Origin of the sequence: Chitinophaga niabensis (genome assembly GCF_900129465.1) — a bacterium.
Classification (GTDB): domain Bacteria; phylum Bacteroidota; class Bacteroidia; order Chitinophagales; family Chitinophagaceae; genus Chitinophaga; species Chitinophaga niabensis.
Map to the genome: position 1 here is coordinate 1257683 of NZ_FSRA01000001.1, position 26233 is coordinate 1283915.

The following is a 26233-nucleotide window of genomic DNA, read 5'->3' on the forward strand; positions in this document are numbered from 1 at the left end:
GATTGCTACCGTCAGGGCTAAAATTGCAGAAACCACGCTTCGCGCGTGGTTTTATTTTTGGCTGACTTCGTTGCGCAGTGTTTCCAGGATCTCTTTTTCCCGGAAAGGTTTAAGGATATAACTATTGATACCTGCATCCAGGTATCTGTCAAGGTCTTCCTTCACTGCATTGCCGGTAATGGCAATAATGGGTAAACCGGCTTTATCCCTGTCTTTCAGCTGCCGGATGTTGCGGGCAAGCGTGAGCCCATCCATTTCAGGCATCTGGATGTCCGTAAACACCATATCAAAATCATGCTGCTCCATCAGGTGCAGTGCTTCAATACCATTGGTGGCGGAGTGGAAGGTGGTATTGATCTTCAGCAGGATCATTTCCAGTACGCGCCTGTTCATGTTGTTATCATCCACCACCAGCACATGCATCATTTTGGGTAAAGGATGATCAGCAGGCAGGGCAGGCGTTTGATCAACAACGGCAGCAGGCATATAGGGAATGGTAAAACTGAAAGTAGAGCCCTGGCCGGGAACACTGTCTACATCCAGCTTCCCGCTATGGAGGTCTACAATACTTTTTACAATGGTGAGGCCAAGGCCTGACCCGTCTTCCCGGGCATGACTGTCCTGTGCGGAAGATACCTGCGTGAATTCATCGAAGATGTGGCGGATGTGCTTCCGGTCAATGCCGGTACCTGTATCTGTGATGGCAACGGATAGTACCTGTTTACCTGCCTGTGGTTGCAGGTTTGCTTTGATGGTTACACTTCCTTCACTCGTGAATTTAATAGCATTGCCTGTAAGGTTGAACAGGATCTGTTTCAGGCGGAATTCATCTCCTTCTACCAGCATGTTCTCACTGAAACTGCATTGTGTATGCAATTTCAGGTTCTTCCTGTAAGCCTGTATGTACATGCCTTTGGCAATGTCTTCAATTACTTTCTTCGGGGAAAAGGTACTGTATTCAAGCGTGAGCTTTTTCTCTTCCAGTTTTGAAAAATCCAGTACGTTATTCACAACGGAGAGCAGCATGTTCGCGGAGAGGTTGATGGCATCCAGGATCTCTTCCTGTTCCTGGTTAAGATTTGTTTTACCGAGTTGTTCGGAAAATCCTATCACGGAACCAAGCGGTGTTCTGATCTCGTGGCTCATGCTGGCCACAAAATCGCTTTTCAGTTTAGAGAAACGGATGGCTTTGTTGCGGGCATGGTCCAGTTGCAAGCCGTTGCGGTAACTGAACCAGATCAGCACCAGTATGGCGATGGCGAGCAATACGATCAGTAATGCGCCAAAACGCGTTTCCCAGTTTAGTTTACTCAACAGTATGCTGATATCATCTTTAAGCGCGGTCTTTAATTGATGGGCAGCTTTAAGCCTTTCCTGTTTGAATATCTGCAGATCAGCCAGCAGTGTTTTCAGCAGCTGATCGTTGGCGTTTATCATCTCCAGCTCTTTCTTGTTGAGATTAGCATTACCGGCGGCGATATTTTTAAAAAGATGGCTATAATACGCATGTATGTTTTCCAGCTGCTGCCTGTTGTAGCGGGTACTTTTCGGATCTGCTGTAATGGTGGTCCTTACTACTGTCGGAGCCGCTGCCGGGCCGGGTTCATTCCGCTTCTTATTGGTAATGGCATCGGCCACACGTCCGAAAAGTTTCCTTTTTTTACCCGTGTTTACGGCGTTGGGGTATACGGTATCTACCTGTATGTATTGTTTGAAATGTGCGCTGGTGACCGGCTCAAATATTTCTCTTTCCTTTGTAGTGTCCCAGTCCTGGTTCATATTCAGCAGGGAGTCTGTAGCGGCTTTTACTTTCAGGAAAATGCTGCTCTTGTTCTCTTTGTCCCGCAGCATACCTTTTAGTTCCTTGTTCTCCAGTGTGTCCAGGTCTGCGGCTACTATTGCCAGGGCTTTACTGTACCGGGCAAAGTGAATGTTCTGATAGGTGAGGGTGAAGAGGCGGAAATAGTTTTCCGCTTCGTACATGGTTTGAACGGCATGTTCTATGCGCTCCATATTCACTTCAGTGTGGGCCAGTTCATGAACGGAAGAATTCAGTTGTTTGATCCGCTGCTGTTTAAAGAACCCGAAAAGCACCACGCTTACAAGTAAGATCACTAAAAAAGCCAACAGTATATATCCATATGCTAAACGTTGGCCCTCCCTTCGCTTCATACCGGGAGTTTGAAACTGCTTGGGTTCCATTCGCAGGTGTTTGAATGTTTGGTTAACCAGGGGTATGTGGTCAAATATAGGGAATAAGGGGAAAGGGAATTGTTAATGAGGAAGGGGTTGACAACATTAATAATGTTAATAAAAAGGGAGAGTGGCCTGGCCGCTCTCCCGGTATTTTTAATGGCCTCTGCCGCCACCGCCACCGCTTTGCTGCAGGCGGAAGTTGAGGATGTCCCGGTCAAACAGGTAAAGACCGCTCTTGTCTTCACCGATCATTTCCAGCTTTTCGTTGAGGGTACGGGCCAGTCTTTCTTCTTCTATCTGTTCCGAAACATACCACTGAAGGAAGTTATGGGTAGCATAATCTTTCTCCTGGAGAGACATATGAACAAGTTCATTAATGCTTTCTGATACCTTGATCTCATGTGAAAGGAATTCTTCGAACACACGTTTGATGGAGAGGAAGGTGATAATGGGTTGCCCCAGGTGAGGTACTACACCAAAACCGCCACGTTCGTTGATGAACTTGATCAGTTTCAGCATATGCACACGTTCTTCATCTGATTGTTTGTAGAAGAATTCGGATACGCCGGGAAGGCCGGGTTGAATATCTGCCCAGGATGCCATAGCCAGGTATGCCTGTGAGGAGGCTGCTTCAAGCGCCACCTGTGCGTTCAGCGCTTCTTGAATAGTTTTACTTAACATATAGAGATCGTTCTAGTTGATTTAAATATACGAATTATAAGGATAGGTGACGGCTTTTAACTGTTTCTTCGAAGAAGATGCCAGCCTGCCTGTCGAAGGTTTCGGTATCGTCTGTGGTATAAAAAATACGGCTGCCGCCGGTGCTGCATTTTGCAGCCATTTCCGGATGCCTTTCCAGGTAATCTTTGAGGCTGTGGGAAAGGATAGGGCCCTGGGAAAGCAGTGTTACATCTGGCGGGAGGTGCTGCTGTATCTTATCTGCTAAGAGCGGGTAATGTGTACAGCCGAGTACGATGGTATCTATGTCTGACGATTGCACCATCAGTTGCCGGATGTATTTATGAATGAAAAAATCCGCGCCCTCGCTGTTGTATTCATTGTTCTCCACCAGGGGCACCCACATGGGGCATGCCTGCTGGTAAACGGTGATATCCGGGTAGAATTTTTCTATTTCAATAGGGTAACTTTGGGAAGTAACGGTACCATTGGTGCCAAAGATCCCTACCTGTTTACTCTTTGTATAGTTGCCCACGATCTCTGTAGTAGGGCGTATAATGCCCAGCACGCGGCGTTCCGGATCTATCTTCGGCAGGTCGTTCTGCTGGATGGTGCGCAATGCTTTTGCGGAAGCGGTATTACAGGCCAGGATCACAAGGTGGCAACCCATATTGAACAGATGCTGTACACACTCCAATGTATAATGATATACGGTTTCAAAAGAACGGCCACCGTATGGTGCGCGGCCATTATCCCCAAGGTAGATGTAATCGTATTGCGGTAATTCCTTCACGATCTCTTTCAGTACCGTTAAACCGCCATATCCTGAATCAAATACGCCTATTGGTCCTTTCTTTTTATCCATGCTACAAAGTAAGTATTTTTTATGCTACGGGCATGCCCACTTTAGCAGCTTTCCGTGGAGAAAGGAAGAAGGCGGGCAACATGGCGAGTGCCAGTAATCCGCCTGCTGTATAAAATCCCCATTGCAATGCCTGGTGTTCCGCGATAGCTTCCAGGTAACCTTTCCCGGCAAAATGTTCATGCACACGCTGATGTACCACGGATAATATAGCTACACCCACTGCACCGCTTACCTGTAAAGTAAGACTGTTCAGGCTGGCAGCCTGTGTAACTTCTGTTGGTTTTACGGAATTCACCACTGCTACGGTGAGAGGTGTTACGAGGCAGCCCAGGCCAATGCCCCGGATCAGCATGGCGCCGGTAATAACAGCAACACTGCTGCCCACATCCAGCCTGCCGAAAAGTATCATGGTAACGATCAGTAAAATGAGGCCCGTTACTACAATGGCACGCGGGTTATGCCGGTCTACCCATCTGCCGGAGAGCGGCATCATAATAGCCAGTGTTAAAGAGGCGGGCAGCAGCAATAAACCCGCCTGCATTTCTGCAAACCCCATATGGCGCTGCAGGAGGAAGGGTAAAAGGAATACACCACCGAACAAAGCAGCGGAGCGGGCGGAAGTAACCAGCAGCGCCGAAACCAATTGTACATTGGCAAAAAGCCGGATATCGAAGATGCCGTTGCTGCGTTTTCTTTCCCAGGTAATAAACCCTGTAAGGGCAATTAGCGCAACAGCAAAGTAGGAGATAAAACCCCAGAGCGTATCACTGTCTTTCTGCAGCCTGGAAATACCCAGTTGCAGGGTAACGAGGAAGATGGTAAGCAGGATAAAACCGGGTGTATCAAAAGGCAGCCGTACTTTCTCCTGTTTGCGCAGGAAACCCATGTACCGGAAGCTCATGCTGATGGCAATAAGGCCAATGGGTACATTGATATAAAAGATAGAAGGCCAGCCCAGGTGTTGTGTAAGGATACCACCCAGCGTAGGGCCTAATGCAGGCCCTAACACAACACCCAATCCCCACCATCCCAGCATCTTTCCTCTTTCATTGGCAGGAAATACAAAAGAAAGTATAGCCATTACCGTTGGCGTAAGCGCACCCCCGCCGATGGCCTGGATCACGCGGCTGATCACCAGCCATTCCAGGCTGTTGGACAAGCTGCATAGAAGGGAACCGAATGTAAAAATACTGAGGCTGGCAACATACAAAGCAAAGAACCCTATGCGGTCTTTCAGCCAGTTGGTAAGTGGCATGAATACAGAGAAGGCCATCATGTAGGCAGTAACTACCCACTGCACTTCATCAAGGCGGCAGTTGAACTGGTCCTGCATAACGGGAAGGGATATATTTACAATGCTGGAATCAAGCGAGGCCATAATGGTGCCCAGCATGAGGGTGACGAGTATTCCTGCTTTTGATCTCATGACAGCTTTCTCATTTTCATCAGGCAGATAAAGGTATAAAAAAGCCAGAGCGCGCAAAGGTGAAATAGTTCAGGCATACGGTCACTGATATGCGCACCCTGTTGCACAATGCCCTGGTATAAGGAAAGGAATGGTGTGATCGGCAGAATGCCGGACACTATTTTCAGGGCATCCGGTAATTGCTGGATGGGCCAGGTGTAGCCGGTAATGAGGAAAATAGGATAAGTGGAAAATGCCATCAGCTGCGTACACAGTAACTGGCTGCGGAATAATAGTCCAATGAAGATGCCCATCGGGATAAGCGATAACAGGAACAGTGCTGTAACGATGCCCAGTTCCCATGGATTGCCGAGCAGCCGGAGGTCCAGCACACCAAAGTTCACCGTGAGGAAAAAGAATGCATAGCAACTGAAGAGGATGAAGTAAAAGAGGCCCTTGCCCCAGAGGGCCGAAGAGAGACTGGCGCCGGGGTTCATCCAGGCACTGAAAGATGCTGCGCTTTCCCCGGTGCCGGAGGTTTGCAGCATAACGGTGCCCCTTTGCCTTTCCGCCGCAATACCTCCAGCCAGGCCTAACAGTAACGTTTGCTGTAATATCATCGCCAGCAGGCCGGGCAGGAGGAAAGTACCATAATCCGTTCTGTTATTAAAGAGCGGTCGGAAATCAGGTTTTACAGGCATCACTTCCTGTAAAGATGCTTCCGTATTCATGCCTTTCTTCTGAAGATATTGTAAACGCACACCGGCGCCAACCGTTAAGCCTACCTGTGTGATGGTGCCCATCACATCGCTGGAAGGCAGGAAACGTGCAGCGTTCACGGCTAATACCATATTGGTCTGTTGCAGGGAAAGCACTTTTTTCTCCATGCCTTCACGGATGTACAGGAAGCCCTGTACCTTCCCCTGCAACATGCTTTCCTTTGCGGCAGCGAGGTGGGTAACGGCAGCTACATGCACCATCTGGGTATTGTCTATCTGCTGTATCATTAAACGGGATAAGCCGGTATGGTCTTCATCCACTACAGCAATAGGTACTTCTTCCTCTGTTTTGTAGGAGTAGATGCTACCGTAAAAGAAAGCATACAGCAATGGTGCAATGAGCAATGTAAGCAGCAGGCTGTGGTCTTTAGCCACCAGTTTTACTTCACGGAGTAATAACATATCTCACTGATTTATTCAACCGTACCTGTAAAAAGAATACCGCTATAAAAAAGGTAAAACCAATGAACAGCAGCAGCCGGATGATCTCCGGCATAGCATACCGCAAAGGCAGTTCCATGAAATACAATTTGAAGAAGCCATCCAGGAAAGGCGTATAAGGCATCAGGCTGGCGTAGTACTGATCATACCAGGGCATGCCCCAGCGGGGAAATGTAAAACCGCTGAACACAAATGCCGGCGAAGTATAGAACAAACCTGCATCCAGTGCCAGCATTACATCGCTGGCAATTACAGAGGCCATCATGCCAATGCCGATGCAGGCCAGCGCCAATAAGTTAAACAACAGGAACAACTGCCAGAGTGTGCCGGGATGGCTTAAAGAAAAGATAGGAAAGATCACGCCGGTCATCAGCACAAAGTTCACCCAGGAGGTGGTGAGGTGTGCAATGGCTTTGCCGGTGATGATCAGGCCTGCACTATTGTGTGCTGTAATACGTAATGTTTCCATCGTGCCTTCTTTCCATTCCTGGTTGATGATCAGCACTGCTACCATGATGATCATCATCTGTAAGGCTACCGTGATCAGGCCGGGCACGAGGTAATGCTGGTAGTTATAGGTTGGATTGTATAATGGATATACCGTGAGGCTCACCGGCATGATCAGTGCCATGGCCTTTTCCTCCGGCATGCCTGTTTTCATGAACTTTTGCAGGTTCACGCCGGAGCCTGCAGTAATGATCACCGTAGAGGCATCTTTATAAATTAATTTCCCCGGTACCAGGGATGCAGCATTGGTATAAATAGTAACGCTTACAGGGTGACGGCTTTTGATATCCCTTTCCATACCTTTCGGGAAATGGATAGCGCCGATGATCTTTTGTTCCTGCATGCGTTGCTCCAGTTCTGCCTGGCTGTTCACCTGTTCCGTAATATGAATGCTGGCCGTTTGTTCCAGCAGGAAAGTGATCTGCCGGGAAACGGGGGAGTGGTCTTCATCCCAGATGGCAACCGGCAGGTCTTCTGCCTGTTGTTTGTTATAGATAAATGCATAGAAGAAAAAAAGCAGGGGCGGGATCACCAGCAGCACAAGATTATGCTCCGGGCGGGTGAGAATGCGTTTCCATTCCCGCAGGGTGATCTGTAGCAGGGCCTTGATCATGGGATTAGCAGGGCTGCGGTCATACCCGGCCGGAGACCTTTTATAGTGTTTACATCAACAGGTTTACATTCTACTGTAAAAGTGCGCAGTTCAAATTTTCCTTTTTCTTTTACAGGCACCCAGTTGGCAAATTCCAGGGAAGGGGCTACGGCGGAAACGTATACCTCAAATTCTTCCGGCTGGCAGCCCGGTACTTTCACGCGGGCCTTGGCTCCCAGAGGTAATGTGCCGGCCTTATCCTGCCGGATATTGAAACGGATGAAATAAGATAAATTCTTCTGCAGGGTCATCATCGGGTAACCGATGCTGACGATCTCACCTTCGTGGATCACCAGGGAAGAAATGATGCCATCTGCCGGGGCATAGATGCGTGTATTGTCTGTAAGTGCTTTGGTGAGTTCGTATCCTTCTTCTGCCTGTTTTAAAATAGCGGCCGCTGTTTGGATGATCTCCGGTTGTGTGCCCTTTTCCAGCATCTCCTGGTTGAGGCGTGCAATTTCCATTTCTTTTTTTGCTGCCTGGTATTTGAAATGAATAAGGTCTTTTTCTGTGCCGGAGATTACGCTGTCGTTATACAGGCGCTCCATGCGCTGGTATGTTTTCTGTGCGAGGTTATACTGTTCCTGTGCAATGTTGTAGAGGTTGCCGGCATTTTTAATGATCTCCGGCCGTGCGCCTTTTTGCAGTAGTTTCACCTGGGAGGAAGCAGCTTCAATAGCAGCTTCTGCCTGGCGGCGGATGGCGTTGATCTCCGTGGTCTTCAATACGCCGAGGAGTTGGCCCTGTTTTACGGTATCGCCGCTCTCCACCAGCAGGGTATCCAGCCTGCCGGGAAATTCTGCCGCTACATCCACGTAGGAGGCATCCACCATGCCAAGGAATGTGTTTTCGTTGCCGGCAGGATTACGCACAAGGAACAGTAATGCAATCAGCAGGATGATGACGGGAATGAGCAGTGCCCAGTATTGTGAGAAGAATTTTTTCATTGTAGCAGCGTAGTGATTTGTTGTGGTGTTCCAAGAATGTTATAATATTCTGCAGCTGCCAGCAGGTAGCCGAACAGCGCGGTATAATAGGCTTTACCTATTTCTTCTTCCATCAGCAGTGCATCGTTTACATCTTTCACGGAAGAAAGCTGGTTGGCTAATCTTTCCTGCACCTGCGCAGTGGTCAGTTGCGCCTGTGCCCTTGCCTGTGAAAGGGATTGCATATCCCTTTGCAGCACCGTTACTTTATTCCTTACCACGGCAGCGCCTGCTTCCAGTAAGGCTTGCGTATTGTCTGCGGCGATCTTCGCTTCATCTACCCATAACTTAGTGGCCTTTACTTTTTTCTGATGAGAGAATCCGCTGAACAGGTTCCATTGCATTTCCACACCTACCAGCCAGGGGGGAGTGGTAATGGGGAGGTCACGCTGATAGAGGTTCAGGCTGGCAATACCAAAGATATTGGGCAGTGAAAGGGACCTGCTGGCTTTCACGGTACTTTCCGCGAGTGCCGTTTTACTGGCTACTGCTTTATACGTGGGATTGCCTTTATAAAATCCTTCCGGGGGCAGGATGGCTTCCAGTTGTTTGTAATGCAGTGTATCCGTGATAGTGAGTAAGGTATCCTGTGGCAATTGCATGAGGCGTTTCAGTTCCACCATGGCATTGATCTTTTCCAATGCCATGTTCTCATGGCGCGAGCGTGCGAAGGTCAGCGCCACAGTAGCCCAGTTCCTTTGATAAGGTGGAATGATCTCGTTATTGACGAGGGAGATGGCAAAACGTTCATTACGTTCCATGGATGCTACGATCCTTTCCTGGGAAAGCAATACGGCATTGAAATACAGGATGCGGATATATGCAGCAGCCAGTAAAAAATCCATCTGTTTTTCCACGAGTTCCACATTCACGATACCTGATTCATATTCTGCTCTTGCAATGTCTCTCGCAGTGGCAAGTTTACCACCAAGGTAAATAGGCTGGCGCAGACCCAGTGCGGCAGTGAAGTATTGCTGCTTGCTGAGGGCCGGATTATAATTGGGATATACTGTGTTGATGATGCCTTTGGTAGTATTATAAATGCCGTCCTGCACAGGTTGGGGAAGAGGATTGCCTGTGATCTGCTGGTACACGGAATTGGCGGTGGATACACTCTGCTGCGAAGAACCTTCCACAATACCATTCTTTACCTGTTGCAGGTTTACCTCGAGCGGTTGACTGAGATAGTTATAACCTGCCAGCAGGTCCACTTTGGGGAAGTAGGTGCTTTGTTCTGCTTTCAGCTGGTATTGCCTGGCCTGCAGGGAGCGGCGTACCTGCTCCACCGCGAGGTTCTTATGCCTGGCTATCCGGAAACAATCTGCCAGGCTAAGTTCTCCGGATTGCGCTGCAGCCGGGGTACAGGCTGTTAAACAGATCAGCAGGATGTTGATACTTGCTTTTGGGTTCATATTCAGGATTATTAACATCCCCGCTGAAAGAATTGTTCACATATTTATGTGGATGCCGGTGATCACTGGCAAGCGTAACTTTGCGAATTAAACCCCATTTCTATGTTTAGGAAACTATGCCTGCTCTTTTTGGTATGCACTGCCTGCAAAAAAGACCCCGTCAAACCTGTTCCCAAATTACTCAACGGCACCTGGCAAGGCAGATATGGAAATATCAGTTCACCCGAACCCGGTGATACCGCATTCGGCCCACTCACCGCCGTTTACACGATCGATTTTAAAGATAATGGTACCATGACCGTTTATGATGGCCGTAAGGAAGATGCGGCCTTAATGGCGGAGGGGGTCTATAGCCTTCAAAATGGAAAACTGTTTGGGGAATATACTTATGTGCGTGGTTCCAGCAGTACCTTTTCCATACAAGCCATCCTGCACAAACCAGACAGCCTGGCCGGGACCTGGCGTATAGGCTCCTGGGGTCCTACAGGAGGTAAGTTCTTCTTAAAAAAATGAAGCATTGGTTAAACCAATGCTTCATACAATATCTCAACAGGGTGTTTGGCCAGGGCCCCGGTGCCATCTTTGATCTGGTGCCTGCAACTGGTGCCCGGCGCCGCGATGATGGTTCCCTGAGCAGCATTCCGCACAGCAGGGAATAATACCAGTTCTCCGATCTGGGAAGAGATGTCGAAATGTTCTTTCTCATACCCAAAAGATCCTGCCATACCACAGCAACCGGATGGGATCACTTCTACCGTATAACCTTCCGGCAGGCTTAGCATTTTTTTGCTGTGCAGTACACTGGACAATGCTTTTTGCTGGCAGTGCCCATGCAGTTTAATGTGCTGTTTAGCACCTTTGAACTGATCTGCTTTGATATGCCCCAGGTCTATTTCTTTGGAAATAAATTCATCTATCAGCAGCACATTCTTTGCCAGCATCTTAGCGGTGTTCCGCAGGTTGTCTCCCACAAGATCAGGATATTCATCCCTGAAACCTAAGATGGCAGAAGGTTCTATACCTATCAGCGGCGTTTCTGCGGTGATGAGGGTACTGAACAGGCGCACATTCTTTTCCGCGATCACTTTCGCTTTCCTTAAGAAACCTTTGGACAGTAATGCTCTTGCACTCTCCGGATGTTCCACCGGTATCACTTCATATCCTAATTTACGCAAGAGGTTCACCGCTTTGATCCCTACATAGGTATCGTTGTAATTGGTGAATTCATCTACGAAGAGATATACTTTTCGGCTTTCCACACCTTTTTGCGGATTCTCACGCAGCCACTTCCGCAGTGTTTTCTTTTCCAGTGTAGGCATGGAACGGTCAGGCGCAAAGCCGCAGATCTTTTTGATCAGCCGGGAAGTGAAGCGTGTTTTAACAAGCCAGTTGTAAATGCCGGGTGCAATAGCCGCCAGGCTGGTCATCATGCGGAAGTTACCGATCAGCCAGGTGCGCATGGGTACGCCATTGGCATCGAGGTAGTGCTGCAGGAATTCCATTTTCAGTTTAGCCACATCCACGTTGGAAGGGCATTCTGATTTGCAGCCTTTACAGGCAAGGCAGAGGTCCAGTACTTCGTAGATCTCTTTATGATCGAACTTATTTTCTTTGGTGGAATGCGTGAGGAATTCACGGAGGATATTGGCCCGCGCGCGGGTAGTATCCTTTTCGTTGCGGGTGGCCATGTAACTGGGGCACATAGTGCCGCCGCTCAGTTCTGTTTTACGGCAGTCCCCGGAACCATTACATTGCTCTGCGTGCTGGAGGATGGTCTGCTCCGGGAAGTGGAACACGGTTTTCAGGTCCGGCGCTTTCTTTCCCGGCTCGTAACGCAGGAAGCTGTTCATGGAAGGCGTATCTACGATCTTGTGCGGATTGAAGATGTTTTCCGGGTCCCAGGTGTATTTAACTTCTCTTAATAACTGGTAGTTCTTTGGACCGATCATCTGCTGGATGAACTCACCGCGCAGTCGGCCGTCTCCATGTTCACCACTGAGAGAGCCGTTGTATTTCTTTACAAGGATGGCAATTTCTTCAGCGATGGTCCTGAATAACTGGTTACCTTCTACGGTTTTCAGGTTGATGATGGGGCGGAGGTGGATCTCCCCGCTGCCTGCGTGTGCATAATGCACAGCATACAGGCTGTGTTTCTTCAGCACTTCGTTGAAGTCCGCGATAAAATCGGGCAGGTCTTCCACGGCAACTGCGGTGTCTTCGATCACGGGTACGGCCTTTTCATCACCGGGTAGGTTGCTGAGCAATCCTAATCCTGCTTTACGCAGCGTCCAGATCTTTTTGGTATCGTCTCCAAACAGCAGGGGGAAGTGGTAACCTAAACCGGCGGCTTCCATTTCTGCTTTCATCTGGTTGGCAATAGCCGTTATCTCTTCGCGGGTATCCCTGCAGAACTCCACCACCAGGATGGCACCGGGATCGCCCAATACAAAGAAGCGGTTTTTGCTTTGCTCGATATTATCTTTTGTGCATTCCAGTATATAATGATCTATCAACTCGCTGGCGCTGGGTTTATAGCGCATGGCAATGATGTTGGCGCGAAGGGAATCGTTGATGGTGGGAAAGTGTACACACATCAGGCCGGTTTCCTTTGGCGGCAGCGGTGATATATTGAGCTTGATCTCCGTGAGAAAGGCAAGGGTACCTTCTGAACCGGCTATCAGTTTACAGAAATTGAAGTCTTCTTTACCTGCAGTGAAAGGTGCGCTTTCCAGCAGCATATCTACAGCATAACCTGTATTACGGCGGAGGATGGAAGGTTTGGGGAATTGCCTGCGGATCTCACTTTGATTATCCGCATTGCCCAATATCTTCCTGATCTGGCGGTATACACTGGTTTCCAGGCTATCGTCCGTAGCTTCACATTTTGCATGGAACTCATCAGGCGAAAGAGCAGAGAACGTGGCTTCAGACCCATCGCTGAGGATGGCGTTTACTGACAGGAGGTGTTCCCGGGTACTGCCGTATACAACGGAGTTGGAGCCGCAGGAGTTGTTACCCACCATGCCGCCGATCATAGCGCGGTTGGCGGTGGATGTTTCCGGGCCGAAATAAAAGCCGTAAGGTTTCAGGAAGTAATTGAGCTCGTCGCGGATCACGCCGGGTTGTACCCGTACCCAATGTTCTTCAGTATTTATCTCCAGGATGGAAGTGAATTTCCTCGAAACGTCCACAATGATGCCGTTCCCTACTACCTGCCCCGCCAGGGAAGTGCCTGCGGTCCTCGGGATCAGGGAGGTTTTGTTCTCCCGGGCAAACCGGATCAGTGTCTTAATATCGTCTGTGTTCTCCGGAATGGCTACGGCCAAAGGCATTTCACGGTAGGCTGAAGCGTCTGTGGCGTAAAGGGTCCGCATTGTATCATCCAGGTACAGCTCTCCCCGTAATTCCCGGCTGAGTTGTACCAGCTTTTCACGCTTGATCATAATGGTGCGAAATTAACATTTAAACGCGTGACTTAAAAGAGGGTATTATCGCGGTGAATGTGAGGTTTGATAAGTTTAAGGCCGGAAGCCGCTTCCAGCTTGCTTGCCAGGTAAATGCTCATTTCCGGAACCGCCACATCGTCATGCATATGCAGGAAGAAATATATTTCTTCCAGTCCGTTCTCCAGCCAATAATGCAGGCGGTTCACCCAATCGTCTGCCCGTACATAATCTGTTGGATGCAGGCCATTGCCTACATACCGGATAAAGGCTTTGGGAAGAGGCAGGTGCATGTGTGCACAATCCCGCCGCCCGGCAGCATCTGTTATGACAAGCCCGATGCCCAGTTGCCGGAGCGTAGTGTACAGCTCCTGTGGCTGAATGAACCATTCCGGGTGACGCAGTTCCAGGAAAAAGGTAAGGTCTGTGGGAAGGGAGGCCAGGTAATTATACAACTGATCTTTGCGGGCAGGGGAAAACTGTTCGCCCACCTGTAAAAAGATAGGGCCCAGGTGTTCCTCAAAAGCCATCACACCTTCCAGGAAAGCGGTGGTGGGCTCTTTGGCATTCACCAGGTTGCTGTAGTGACTGATGCTCTGAGGCACCTTTGGGCAGAAACGAAAATCCCGGCCCTTTACTTTCTCTGCCCATTTACGGATAGTTTCCGGCGGATAGATCTTGTAATGCGTGGCATTCAGCTCAACGCAGTTATAATGTCTGGCATATTGCTCCAGGAAATCCTTTTCTTTGGTGCCCTTTGGAAATACGCTGCCCACCCAGTCTTTTCGGTTCCAGCTGGTGGCACCGAGATAAAAGGAAGGCTTCGGTGCCGGCCTGCCGGGCAGTACGCCCTGGTTGAAAACCGGTTCCGCAGGGAGTTTGAAGTCGATGTCGTTTAACAGGTCAAGGTCTGTACGTCCGAATTGCATGCTGTTAAAATATTAATTTTTAATCAACTGACAAGGTGTGGACAACCATAGCATTTCATCTTTGTTTATCAATATTTTAGCAAGCCCTTTGTTTTCTGGCTTTTCCGGTTTAATTTATAAACGAATACAAAAAGCATGGAGATCTTACACGTTAGCGCGGAGTGTTATCCGGTGGCAAAAGTAGGTGGTTTGGGCGATGTAGTGGGCGCCCTGCCCAAATATCAGCAGGAGGCAGGAACAATTGCCAAAGTAGTGATGCCCGCATATCACACAAAATTCCGGGAATCGCATACCTATGAACTGGTTCACCAGGGCGGTTTATGGGTGGGGCATGCATGGTTCCATTTCAATGTATGGAAAGAAGACTCCAATGAATTGGGCTTTGATCTTTACCAGGTGGATATCCCGGGTTTACTGGATACCCCCGGCGTATATGGATACATGAACGACACAGAGCGTTTCCTCGGATTCCAGGTGGCAGTGCTGGACTGGCTGAATGAATGGCAGCACCAGCCGGATGTGATCCATTGCCACGATCATCATACCGGCCTGATCCCTTTCCTCGTCCGCTTCGGTTACAAATACAGCCGGCTGCAGGATATTGCCACGGTGCTCACCATTCACAATGCACAGTACCAGGGCCAGTTTGGATGGGATAAGTTATACCTGATCCCTTCCTTTGACCTGTGGAAGAGTGGTATGCTGGATTGGGGAGGCAGTATCAACCCACTGGCGGCTGCCATCAAATGCGCATGGCGCATCAACACGGTGTCGCCCAGTTACATGGAGGAACTTTTCACCAGTGCAAATGGCCTGGAAGCGCTGCTGAATGCAGAAAGGGGGAAAGCCACCGGCATCCTCAACGGCATTGACGACAAAGTCTGGAACCCTGGCAAAGACGGCATGATTGCAGCAAAGTATACCATGAGCAGCCAGCTGAAAGGAAAGAAGGCCAATAAACAGCATCTCTGCGAAACTTTCAGGCTGGACCCTGAATTGCCGTTGTTTGTGTTCATCGGCAGGCTGGTAGGCGATAAAGGAGCAGACCTGCTGCCGGAGATCATCGGGCGTTCCTTGTTTGAAAACCCGGGTGCGCTGAATTTCCTTATATTAGGGAGCGGAGATGCACATACGGAATGGATGTTGCAGCAAACAAGGCAGTATGCAGGAGAGCACTTTAATGTTTATATTGGTTATAACGAGGCCCTTTCCCATCAACTATATGCCGGGGCCGACTTTTTGCTGATGCCTTCCCGCGTGGAACCCTGCGGCCTGAACCAGATGTATGCCATGCGTTACGGTACAGTGCCCATTGTACGTACAACAGGCGGCCTGAAAGATACCGTTACCGACTTTGGTGATGAGGGCGGGTTTGGGATCCGTTTTTATCATGCCAGCGTTGGGGATGTGTGTCATGCCATCGGCAGGGCGTTGGAATTATTCCACACCAAAACCAAATTTTCAAAGATCAGGAAAACGATCATGCAGCTGGATCATTCCTGGGATAAAGCAGCGCAGCAATATTTAGATCTATACACCAGCCTAAAATAAAAATAACGTTATGTCTAACGCAGTGATCTCAATCATCCTTGGGGGAGGAGCCGGTACGCGGCTGTACCCGCTGACCCGTAGCCGCTCCAAACCTGCCGTACCGGTTGCAGGCAAGTACCGCCTCGTGGATATCCCCATTTCCAATTGCCTTAATGCCGATCTGCATCGCATATTTGTACTGACGCAGTTCAACTCTGCTTCGCTCAATAAGCATATCAAGAACACGTATCACTTTTCTCATTTCAGCAAAGCCTTTGTGGATATACTGGCTGCAGAACAGACGCCCGATAACCCCACGTGGTTCCAGGGTACGGCGGATGCAGTGCGCCAGACCCTGCGGCACCTGGAGAACTTTGAGTTTGAATATGCGCTGATTCTTTCCGGGGACCAGTTGTACCAGATGGACTTCCGCGAAATGATCCAGCATCATATAGAAAAGGGGGCAGACATTTCCATTGCCACCATCCCGGTGAATGCAAAGGATGCTACAGATTTTGGGATCCTCAAAACAAATGAGGAAAGCTTTATCACTTCTTTTATAGAGAAGCCGAAGAAAGACCTGCTGCCGGACTGGACTTCCGAAGTTAGCCCCGATATGCAGCGGGAGGGAAGGAATTACCTGGCTTCCATGGGTATTTACATCTTCAATAAACAATTACTGTTCGACCTGCTGAGCGGCTCGCCGGAAGCAACGGACTTTGGTAAGGAGATCATCCCTAATTCCATCGACCAGCACAAGGTGCTCAGTTTTCAATATGAAGGGTACTGGACGGATATCGGGAACATCTCATCTTTCTTTGAAGCCAACCTGGGCCTTACAGACGATATTCCGCAGTTCAACCTGTTCGATAACCACCAGACCATCTTTTCCCGTGCCCGCATGCTGCCGCCGGCAAAGATCTCCGGCACCACCCTGGAAAAAACCGTGATCGCGGATGGCTGCATCATTAACGCCAGCCGTTTGGAACGCTGCGTAGTGGGCATCCGTACCCGCATCGGTAAAGGTACTACCATCAGCAACAGTTACCTGATGGGGAACGATACCTACCAGACCCTGGACGAGATCAACAACGCCCGGAGTCATGGCAGGCCTCCCATTGGTATCGGAGACCGCTGTTATATTAATAATACCATTATCGATAAGAATGCCTGTATAGGCAATGATGTAAGGATTAATGGCGGTAAACATATGGAAGACGGGGATTTTGAAAAATATACCGTGAAAGATGGCATTGTAGTTGTGAAGAAAGGAGCAATACTCCCCGATGGCTTTCAATGCCTTGCATAGACATGGTTGACGGGAGGTTTATTATTGATTAAATCAGGTATATGCGATTATCTATTGAAAGACAGGCAACAAAGATCACCCCGGACCTTAAACGTGTGGTAGCACGTTTTTTCTTTAACGGGGATGCGAGAGCCAAAGGAATAATACTGAAAGTGCTGGAAATGTCTGAAGTAGAAGTGGATATCACCATTACGCCTATACTAAGGGATTTCTCCAAACGTCACCGTAACATCACCCGTATCTTTGAACGCCATGCAGAAAAGCTGCGCAATCTGTTCGTGGCCATGAACATTGATTACAGCGGGGTAGAGTACAAAAGGAAACTCCTGATCGGTTCTTTTTTCACCAACGAATTTTCTATTGAATCTGCGGCTTTCTTTAATCCTTCCATTGTGGAGGATGTGGACCAGAGCGGATTGGAAGATGGGGAAAAGAGAGTGATCATGAGCTTCCGCGCAGTAGGGGAAGGCCACGTTTCTTCCATCGTTTTCCGCCGTGGCCTGATAGGGAAGGACAATGAAGTAAGTTTTGTACCGGCCGGTAATTATGTGGATGAACCGGAGATCATCCGTAATGCTGTTTACCATAAAGAGACCTTCTTTCAGAATGCCGTTTCCATTAAGTTGCCGGACTCCGTGATGAACGAGGTCAAAGGCATGCTGCCGGATACATTTGAATATGTAGCCCTGAAACAGGCAATAAGGGAAATGCAGCAGCGGTACCAGGTGGACCATCTGCTGAAAAGGAACCTGGAGCGCCTCTTATGGCTGGGAGATTCCTATTACGACATTAACTTTTCGCTGGATACAGATATTTCAGACAGGGTGATCTTCCCTTATTCCGAAGCAGAAAGCAGGGGGATAGAAGATGCGCGGTTTGTGAAATACACCGGCGATACAAGCGGTGTTACCTATTATGCTACGTATACTGCATTTGATGGTATCACCATTCAGCCCAAACTCCTGCAAACGCGGGATTTCTACAGTTTCAAGATCATGCCGCTGTATGGAGAGGGTGCCCAGAATAAGAACCTGGCGTTGTTCCCGCGGAAGATCAATGGCAAATACGCCATGTTGTCCCGCATAGACGGGATCAACAATTACATCATGTATTCCGATAAGATCAATGTATGGGAGAACCCGCAGATCCTGCAAACACCCAAGTATCCCTGGGAGTTTGTGCAGATAGGGAATTGCGGTTCCCCGATAGAAACACCCGAAGGCTGGCTGCTGCTCACCCATGGCGTGGGACCTATGCGTACCTATTGCCTGGGCCTGACGTTGCTGGACCTGGAAGATCCCACTGTTGAGCTGGGGCGGCTGAAAGAACCCCTGATCATTCCCAATAAGGATGAAAGGGAAGGATATGTGCCTAATGTGCTGTACTCCTGTGGTTCACTGATCCATAATGATGAGCTGATCATCCCTTATGGCCTGTCCGACTACGCTTCTTCCTTTGCAACGGTGAAACTGGATAAACTATTAGAGAAGATCAAAGAAGGTTAAGTGATTCGTAGATACGCACATAATCTTTCACCATCTTTTGCATACTGAATTGTTCTATTGCCCACATTCTGCACGCTGCCCGGCTTATTTCGGGCAGCGTGTTTATTTTTTCGGCCGCTTCATGGAGATCGTTCACCAGGTAACCGGTTTCTCCGTTGATGATCAGTTCCGGCATAGACCCCCTTCGGTAAGCGATCACGGGTGTTCCGCACATCATGGCTTCCGCCACGCTTAAACCAAAAGGTTCTTCAAAATAGATAGGGTGTAATAATGCTTTTGCTTTTCCCAGTAAGGTATTCCGTTCCTTCGGGCCAGCAGGGCCGATGTACCGGATCTGTTCACCATCCACATATGGTTTTATCTTCTCATTGTAATACCCTTCATCCTGTATGATACCGGCAATGATCAAACGATGCCCTGTTTTCTTAGCCAGCGTAATGGCATCATGCGCACCTTTATGCGGATGCAGCCTGCCAAAGAACAGAAGGTAATCTTCCGGTGTTTCGCAATAATCAAAACCTGCCGGATCGATGCCGTTGTAAACGGTGCCGGCATAATCCAACTCCGGATGCCGGTCGGAATTACTGATGGACACGTAGTGATTGATATCGTTGTACCGCTTGTACACCGGGATGATCTTCTCAGACGAAAACCCATGAATGGTAGTGACCATGGGGGTATTGATCAGCCGGGAATAAGTGAGGGGTAGAAAATCAAAGTGATTGTGAATGATGGCATAATCAGCGGCCTGTTCCATCAGGTAACTGATATGCATACACTCCATTACTTTAGCGTCCCGGGTTTTGTCTTCTTCATACCCTGTTGCGCAAATGGCCTTCAATGTACCGGCGGTGTGCGAATTGCCCGTGGCAAAAAGTGTTACATCCCAACCATGCTGTACCAGCCCCTCCGCTACATTTGAGGCCATCTGCTCCCAGGGCCCGTAGTGTTCCGGCGGTGTACGCCAGGCTACGGGCGAGAGTATTGCAATCTTCATATCTGCTTACTGTCTAAATGATCTTGCTCACAATGCCTCCTGAAATAACGGCCGTTTTGAGGATCTTTTCCGGTTTGGGCACAGCAGCGCAGGCGTTCAATACACTAAGATGTGAAATGAAGTAGGCCAATGTGCTTTCAGCGCCCTGGTTACGGTTGAGCCCTCTTGTTTCCAGCCCGTCGCAGCAGCCATGTGTTTCCTGATCATATAAAGAGAGGCGTAATGCATTGTCTCCCAGGAACCAGTTATAGCAGGTATACATGCGTTGCAGGTATACTTTGTTACCGGTAATGGTATGTGCCTGCTGATACAGTAACACCATGGCCATTGTTTCAATGGCCTGCTGGTCGAATAAAGGACAGTCACCGCCTTCGCAATGCCAGCCTTCGTTGCCTACAGGTGTAAAGTAACCCTGGCTCATGGTGAGGTTTTCCAGGAAGGAGAGGCTTTGCAACCCGATCTCTTTCCAGCTTTCATTACCAGTGATCTCTGCCGCATGCAGTAATGCCAGCGGCAGGATGCCGTTATCGTAGGTCATATCTTTTTCAAACCATTGCCATGCATCGTTGCTGTTCCTTTCCCATCCATCCGTTAAAGGTTCAATGAGCGTTCGCAATGCCACGAACAACCGCTCATCAGAAGGATGATAGTGAAGGTAATGGCAAACACCGATGGCTGCATTGGCGCGTCCGCGGAGGTGCTGCAGGTCTTTAAAGTGAGGAATGGCGGCATGGAACATCTCCTGCGCAAATTCCCGGTAAGAATTATTAGGTGCATGACGGATCAGGTAACCCAGGGCCCAGATAGTACGGCCAAAGGAATCTTCGGAGCCTACTTCATCCAGGTACTGCCGGTTAAAGCTGAGGAAGTTCCTGAAGTTGCCATCCGGCAATTGCATGTAATGCAGGAAGCTGAGATAGATGGGCAAGAGGTCCAGGATCTCCTTGGATGGGCGGTGCGGTACTACCATGAGCGTCATCATCAGCGCACGCGCATTATCATCTACACAATACCCTTCTTTCAGGTTAGGTATGCCGAACTTTGCGTGTTGTATGATGCCCGTATCGTCTGTTAAACGGCGGATATGACTAAGGTTCAGATGCGGCAGCATGGATGGCTCCGGCAGATTACGTGTAAGCATTGGCGTTGGAGGAGGGTTCTGCAGCCTTCTGCGGGCTACCTGGCGGTAACGGGCACCCATCCTGCTCCATTGCAATTCCTTTCCGAAGTTCAGCGAACGTTCCCGCAGGCCTTCCAGCATAGCGGGGTCGTCCAGTAATTCTGTAATGATATTGCTCAGCTCTTCGTGTTGTGCAAAACCAAAGAGGCGGCCACGGCCTTCTGCCAGTAATTCTTTTGCATACCAGTAAGGTGTGGATATCACAGCAGCTCCTGCACCCATGGCATACGTTAATGTGCCGCTGGTGATCTGCGCTTCGTTCAGGTAAGGTGTGATATAGATACTGCTGTGCATCAGGTAAGCGAACAGGTCGTTTTCCGTGAGGAACTTATCAATGAACATTACATGATCTTCCACTCCCAGTTCTGTGATCAGGTTCCGCAGGTAGTCCCGGTATTCTTCTCCTGCATGGCGCAGCACGCCGGGATGGGTTTTGCCTGCCACCACATATAATACGTCCGGGTGTTTGCTGATGATGGCGGGGAGTGCCTGTATAACGGTTTCTATTCCTTTATTCCTGCTCAGCAGCCCGAAGGTGAAGAGAACTTTGCGTTCACGTAATACCTTCGGAATTATGGCAGCATCAATGCTCAGCTTTTCAAAATCCGGTACACCATGCGGTATCATCAGTATTTTATCCTGCTCTATGTCGTAGAGGTTCACGAGGAAATTGATAGCAAGGTTACTCATTACGATCACCTTCGCCGCATGTTGGGCAATTTCTTTCACCACCATCCGCTGCATAAAAGAGGATTCTTTCAGCACAGTATGGAAGGTAACCAGGTAAGGTACTTTCAAACGGTGAAGGAACGGTAAGAGATACACGCCAGACTCTCCACCGAAAATACCAAACTCGTGCTGTACCATTACGAAGTCCACCCCGCTTTCATTCACATGGTCCGCCGCGTTGAGGTAATCCTGCATATGATGCTGGCGGATAGTGAAGGTAACTTCAGGTGGGTATTCGTACGTTTGCCCTTCGTCGTTCATCGCAATCACAGATACTTCCGGAGCTGTTGGATCCTGTTCATTAGAGATCGCACGAATGAGATGCTCTGTGAACGTTGCTATTCCGCATTCCCGCGGAAAATACGAGGCTATATAGGCTATCTTCATATTGAGATAATATTATTTACATTTTAATTGAAGGGTACAGGGCAGGAAAGCTCAGTGCTTTGCAGGACATAGATCATTTTACAAATTCGCTGCCAGATTTACCAGCTATCCGTTATAGTAACCTCAACAACAAATTCTAAAAGGGGCTGCTTCAAATTCCCTAAATTCGTGCATCCAAATTTCGAAGAGTGATCAATCATATACAACCGGTAATGTGCCACCATTACCTGCCATTTACGGAAACGGGGTTCTGTAGTCCGATCATAGCGGATTTTTTGACAGGCCGTACACCCCTGCGCTCTTTTTATGAGTATATCCAGGTAAATCCTGATTTCGATAAAGCCATGCATGTCAAATCAACGCAGCCACTGCGCAGGGACTTACTGGCGGAAGCCTTATATAAACAATACCAGGGGATAGAAATCAGGGAAGAAGTAAGGGCTAATATAGGCCTGTTGCAGGCCACCAATACTTTTACAGTCTGCACGGCTCATCAGCCGAATATATTTACAGGGTATCTCTATTTCGTCTACAAGATACTACAAACAATCAAGCTTTCCCGGGACCTGGCGGTAAAATACCCTAAGAACCATTTTGTTCCGGTGTATTACATGGGCAGCGAGGATGCAGATCTGGACGAACTGGGTTCCATACAGCTGAATGGTAAAACCCTTACCTGGGACACGGATCAGAAGGGCGCGGTAGGCCGGATGAACACTACCGGGCTGGATGAAATGATCAAAAAAGTGGCAGATGCAGTGGGTTTTGAGCCGCATGGGCCTGCTTTGGTGGAAATGCTGGAAAGGGCTTACCTGGGGCATAAAACCATCCAGGAGGCTACCCTGAGCCTTGTAAACGACCTTTTCGGATGTTACGGGCTTGTTGTGCTGATACCTGACAATCCGGCATTCAAGCAACAGCTGATCCCGGTAATGGAGGACGAATTATGGCAGCAGCGTTCCGCTTCCATCGTGGGCAAAACCATCGAAAAATTAGCAGAACATTATAAAGTTCAGGCAACCCCAAGGGAAATAAATCTTTTTTATCTCATTGAGGATAAACGTGAAAGGATTGTTAAAGATGGGGAATTGTGGAAGATACTACACACATCGTTGTCGTTTTCCGGGGAGCAGTTGAAAGAGGAATTATACACCCATCCTGAACGGTTTAGTCCGAATGTGATCCTTCGGGGCATCCTGCAGGAAACCATCCTGCCGAACATTGCTTTTATTGGCGGTGGAGGAGAAGTGGCGTACTGGCTGGAGCTAAAAGAACTCTTCCAGCATTATAAGGTGCCTTATCCTGTTATCCTGCTGCGCAACTCTTTCCTTTGGATCAAAAAGGACCTGCATGACCGCCAGCGGAAACTGGGTATCAGCACGGATGCGTTGTTTGAGGATACAGAGCTGCTGGTGAACCGTTTTGTGCATGAACATACAAATGCTGCCCTGGTGTTGCGGGAAGAATATGCGGCCGTAGAGAAGTTGTTCAATGAACTGGAAGAGAAAGCAAAAACCATTGATGTTACTTTGATCGCTACCGTGAATGGAGAGCGCACCCGTGCTTTGAAATCCATTGGTAAGCTGGAGCATAAATTCCTGAGAGCAGAGAAGAAGAAGTTTGCCTGGCAGACGGAACAGATCCGTGCTTTGAAAGAGCGGTTGTTCCCCGGGAATTCTTTGCAGGAGAGGAAGGAGAACTTTATGCCTTACTATGCGCAATATGGGCCGGCCTGGTTTGATATGATGCTGAAGGCGGTGAAGCCGGTTACGGACCAGTTTGGGGTGATTTCGGAGGAATGAATGTTTTAAAAAACACCCTTTATTGCAGCCTTAAGGTTTGCCGCGCAGCAGAGGGCGGTGTGTTTATAGTATAGATAGAATATTTCTTCTTCATTAAAAACACCCTCTATTGCAGAGGTAATGTGTTTTTAGATAGAAAAGATTCCCTCTTCATTAAAAAAAATAAAAACCGCCCTTTTATGCGCGGCCCAACCTCAGCCTTCTACTATCACCGCACCATGTACCGCCGCCTTCTTCATATCCTTTAGCACCGTGAACAATGCCTGGAACTGGTCCCGTACATGTTTTATTTCCAGCATTTCTTCCCTTTCAACAGTATGCCCCTGACCATCATTGATCTGTTGCTGTCTCAGGCGTAACAATTCCTCCAGCCTTTCTTCGAGGCGGTGGAATGCCGCCGGGGTTTCCGGGTCCGGTATAATAGCTCCTACAGATACATACTGCTCTATATGGTCCATAATGGTGAGCAGGAACAACAGGATATCCTTGTATTCCGGCCGCTTATACTTCAAATGATGTTGCAGTGCATAAGCAGATAACTGTGCTATATGTGATGATAATGAATGACTTAACACTACGAAATGATAGAGCTCTGATCCATGCTTTTGTTTGCTCTTTGGCTCAGATAACATCCGCTGAAAGGCAGCAGTAAGGTTGGCAATGCTTACATGTACATCCTTGCGGGCCAGTTTATAGGCGATCAGGCTAAAGGGTTTATCAGTGTACAGGTTGGTGACCTGCTGCAGGTATTGTTTGTTGGCTGTGATCGCTTTGATCATATAATCCGGCAGGAACCTGTATTCCCAGCTTGGCCAGAAAATGTAATTGAATACAAAGGCTATCGTACCACCGATCACCGTATCGATCACCCTGTTCGTGAGGTTATTGAAATCCGCCGGATGGAGGAAGTGTAACAGGAAGATGATAAAGGGTGTCATGAACACCACGCTCGTGATATAGTGGTAGGTCTGGAAGCTGTAGGCTCCCAGGATACAAACCAGCATCACGCAGAAGATAACCGTATCGTCTTTTGTAAGGTAGAGGATACCCGCTGCAAAGAAAGCCCCGATCAGCGTACCGATGATCCGCTGGAAACTACGGGTTTTGGTGAGGCTGAACCCCGGTTTCATGATCACCATAATGGTAAGCAGGATCCAGTAGGTCCTGCTGAGCTGCAGGGCCTGGCCCAAAAGCAGCCCGGCTACCATGGCTACGCCAGTTCTCACCGCATGCCGGAAGATGTGGGAGTTGAAGGTAAGGTTATTACGGAATGTGGTTACGTCGTACGACTGGCGGGTAGTGAATTTGGATAGTTCGAGCTGGTGATCGAAGCTGGCTTCCTTCACCCTTTCCAGCCTGGTCAGGCGGTGCATGTTGTACATCCGCTGGGTAATATGCTGCAGGTTGTCGAAAATGCTTTCGAAAGGGATCAGGTCTGCCCGTTCTTTCAGGGAAGGCAGGCTGGCCTGGTAGTTCTTGAATTCCTTCCTTGCTTTCTCTAATTCTAGTTTCAAATTCACTTTAGGCATAGAGCGCAAGCCTGCTGATACTGCGATACCTATGTTATCTAATTCTTCTGAGAATTGTATGATGGTCTCATGCAATTGCGCGATCACCTTGGTGCCGGCAAAACGTTTTTGCAGGGAGGTATAATCGATCTGGGAGGCCATGATCTGTTCCTGCATATCCACCAGGTCCAGGAAAATGAGCACCATGCTTTTGCTGATGCTCGTGGTACCCTGCTGTGCGGAACGCATTTTCAGCAGGAGTTCCCGAACGGCTTCCTGTTTTTCATTCACGATCACCTGCTGGGCAAATACATCTTTATAGGTTTCGGTGATATCGAGATCGGGTTCGTAGAAATTAGCTCTTTGGCGGAGGTATTTTGCGGTTGACTGGATACAATCCCCTAAAGTCTGCTGAACGGTCAGGTAAGGCCTGATCTGCCAGAATAATAGGGCAAGCAAAGCATACCATATACTGCCGCTGAGGGTAAGGAAGGCGATCTGCACGGCCATTTGCCAGGTACTGAACTGTTCCGCCATAATACTCACCATCACCAGCATGCCCCCGATGCCGATATTTCCGCCGCGGTTGCCATAGATCAGCAACATGGAACAAAAGAAACTGCAAAGCCCCACCCAGATGGTCAGGAACGCCATATGAGGCAGCAACAAACCTGTTCCTAAAGCTATCAGGAAGATCAGCACGGTGCTGATGATCAATCCGTTCCGTTTATGGATAATAGTGCCGGGAACATCCGCAAGGGCCGTACATAAAGCACCCATCGATATCGCTATCCCGGTGCTGAGCTGCCCGATAGCAGCAAAAATAACAGAGGGGACAACAACGCTCAGGGTAGTACGAAGTCCGTTGCTGAAATGGTAACTGAAAATAAAGGCTTTTGCTTCTTTGAGCCAACGTTCTTGCATCGTGTGCAAAATTACAATTTACAAAGGAGAGATTTTTTGCTTGTTATCCACCTTTTATCTTAAAATACT

The 26233-nt window shown here is 48.7% G+C and carries 18 protein-coding genes; 5 read left to right on the plus strand and 13 right to left on the minus strand.

Annotated elements, in window-relative coordinates; translation table 11 throughout:
• Positions 1–51 precede the first annotated feature (51 nt).
• The 8 genes from BUR42_RS04735 to BUR42_RS04770 form a co-directional block, all read right to left on the minus strand.
• Positions 52–2172 carry a response regulator gene (locus tag BUR42_RS04735; RefSeq protein WP_159442216.1) on the minus strand — a complete coding sequence of 707 codons (2121 nt, stop codon included), beginning with the start codon at positions 2170–2172 and terminating at the stop codon, positions 52–54.
• A gap of 177 nt (positions 2173–2349) precedes the next feature.
• A complete protein-coding gene (locus BUR42_RS04740) occupies positions 2350–2877 on the minus strand; it encodes a ferritin (RefSeq protein ID WP_074238134.1) in 528 nt (175 codons plus the stop codon).
• Positions 2878–2911: 34 nt separating this feature from the next.
• Positions 2912–3739 carry a glutamate racemase gene (murI, locus tag BUR42_RS04745; protein WP_074238135.1) on the minus strand — a complete coding sequence of 276 codons (828 nt, stop codon included), beginning with the start codon at positions 3737–3739 and terminating at the stop codon, positions 2912–2914.
• A gap of 19 nt (positions 3740–3758) precedes the next feature.
• Positions 3759–5165 (minus strand): DHA2 family efflux MFS transporter permease subunit, encoded by a 1407-nt coding sequence (locus BUR42_RS04750; protein WP_074238136.1) that lies wholly within the window; start codon positions 5163–5165, stop codon positions 3759–3761.
• Positions 5162–6325 carry an ABC transporter permease gene (locus BUR42_RS04755; RefSeq protein WP_074238137.1) on the minus strand — a complete coding sequence of 388 codons (1164 nt, stop codon included), beginning with the start codon at positions 6323–6325 and terminating at the stop codon, positions 5162–5164. The genes BUR42_RS04750 and BUR42_RS04755 overlap by 4 nt, the downstream gene beginning before the upstream one ends.
• On the minus strand, positions 6309–7484 hold the full coding sequence (locus tag BUR42_RS04760) for an ABC transporter permease (protein ID WP_074238138.1): 1176 nt from the start codon (positions 7482–7484) through the stop codon (positions 6309–6311). The genes BUR42_RS04755 and BUR42_RS04760 overlap by 17 nt, the downstream gene beginning before the upstream one ends.
• Positions 7481–8470 carry an HlyD family secretion protein gene (locus BUR42_RS04765; protein ID WP_074238139.1) on the minus strand — a complete coding sequence of 330 codons (990 nt, stop codon included), beginning with the start codon at positions 8468–8470 and terminating at the stop codon, positions 7481–7483. The genes BUR42_RS04760 and BUR42_RS04765 overlap by 4 nt, the downstream gene beginning before the upstream one ends.
• Positions 8467–9921, minus strand: coding sequence for a TolC family protein (locus BUR42_RS04770; RefSeq protein WP_084185629.1), 1455 nt, complete (start codon positions 9919–9921; stop codon positions 8467–8469). Before BUR42_RS04770 ends, BUR42_RS04765 begins: the two co-directional genes overlap by 4 nt.
• Positions 9922–10023: 102 nt before the next feature.
• On the opposite strand from BUR42_RS04770, the gene BUR42_RS04775 reads away from it, so the two are divergent.
• Positions 10024–10434: a hypothetical protein gene (locus BUR42_RS04775; RefSeq protein ID WP_074238140.1), complete on the plus strand. Its 411-nt coding sequence runs from the start codon at positions 10024–10026 to the stop codon at positions 10432–10434.
• 8 nt (positions 10435–10442) lie between these two features.
• On the opposite strand, the gene BUR42_RS04780 is transcribed toward BUR42_RS04775, so the two are convergent.
• Complete coding sequence (locus BUR42_RS04780) at positions 10443–13364, minus strand: FAD-binding and (Fe-S)-binding domain-containing protein (protein WP_074238141.1); 2922 nt, start codon at positions 13362–13364, stop codon at positions 10443–10445.
• Positions 13365–13396: 32 nt separating this feature from the next.
• Complete coding sequence (locus BUR42_RS04785) at positions 13397–14293, minus strand: DUF72 domain-containing protein (RefSeq protein ID WP_074238142.1); 897 nt, start codon at positions 14291–14293, stop codon at positions 13397–13399.
• Between the two features lie 135 nt (positions 14294–14428).
• Here BUR42_RS04785 and BUR42_RS04790 point away from each other — a divergent pair, with 135 nt between their 5' ends.
• From BUR42_RS04790 to BUR42_RS04800, 3 genes are read left to right on the plus strand one after another with little or no spacing between them, the layout of a single operon-like run.
• Positions 14429–15844, plus strand: coding sequence for a glycogen synthase (locus BUR42_RS04790; RefSeq protein ID WP_074238143.1), 1416 nt, complete (start codon positions 14429–14431; stop codon positions 15842–15844).
• Between the two features lie 10 nt (positions 15845–15854).
• Entirely contained in the window at positions 15855–17132 is a 1278-nt protein-coding gene (locus tag BUR42_RS04795; protein WP_074238144.1) for a glucose-1-phosphate adenylyltransferase, read from the plus strand.
• A gap of 41 nt (positions 17133–17173) precedes the next feature.
• Entirely contained in the window at positions 17174–18637 is a 1464-nt protein-coding gene (locus tag BUR42_RS04800) for a glycoside hydrolase family 130 protein (protein WP_074238145.1), read from the plus strand.
• On the opposite strand, the gene BUR42_RS04805 is transcribed toward BUR42_RS04800, so the two are convergent.
• Positions 18624–19634, minus strand: a complete 1011-nt coding sequence (locus BUR42_RS04805) for a glycosyltransferase family 4 protein (RefSeq protein ID WP_074238146.1) — start codon at positions 19632–19634, stop codon at positions 18624–18626. The genes BUR42_RS04800 and BUR42_RS04805 overlap by 14 nt on opposite strands.
• A gap of 13 nt (positions 19635–19647) precedes the next feature.
• Positions 19648–21930: a glycosyltransferase family 4 protein gene (locus BUR42_RS04810; RefSeq protein WP_074238147.1), complete on the minus strand. Its 2283-nt coding sequence runs from the start codon at positions 21928–21930 to the stop codon at positions 19648–19650.
• A gap of 188 nt (positions 21931–22118) precedes the next feature.
• On the opposite strand from BUR42_RS04810, the gene bshC reads away from it, so the two are divergent.
• Positions 22119–23732, plus strand: a complete 1614-nt coding sequence (bshC, locus tag BUR42_RS04815; RefSeq protein WP_143197336.1) for a bacillithiol biosynthesis cysteine-adding enzyme BshC — start codon at positions 22119–22121, stop codon at positions 23730–23732.
• Between the two features lie 194 nt (positions 23733–23926).
• Here bshC and BUR42_RS04820 read toward each other — a convergent pair whose 3' ends face one another.
• On the minus strand, positions 23927–26164 hold the full coding sequence (locus BUR42_RS04820; RefSeq protein ID WP_074238149.1) for an FUSC family protein: 2238 nt from the start codon (positions 26162–26164) through the stop codon (positions 23927–23929).
• Between the last annotated feature and the right edge of the window lie 69 nt (positions 26165–26233).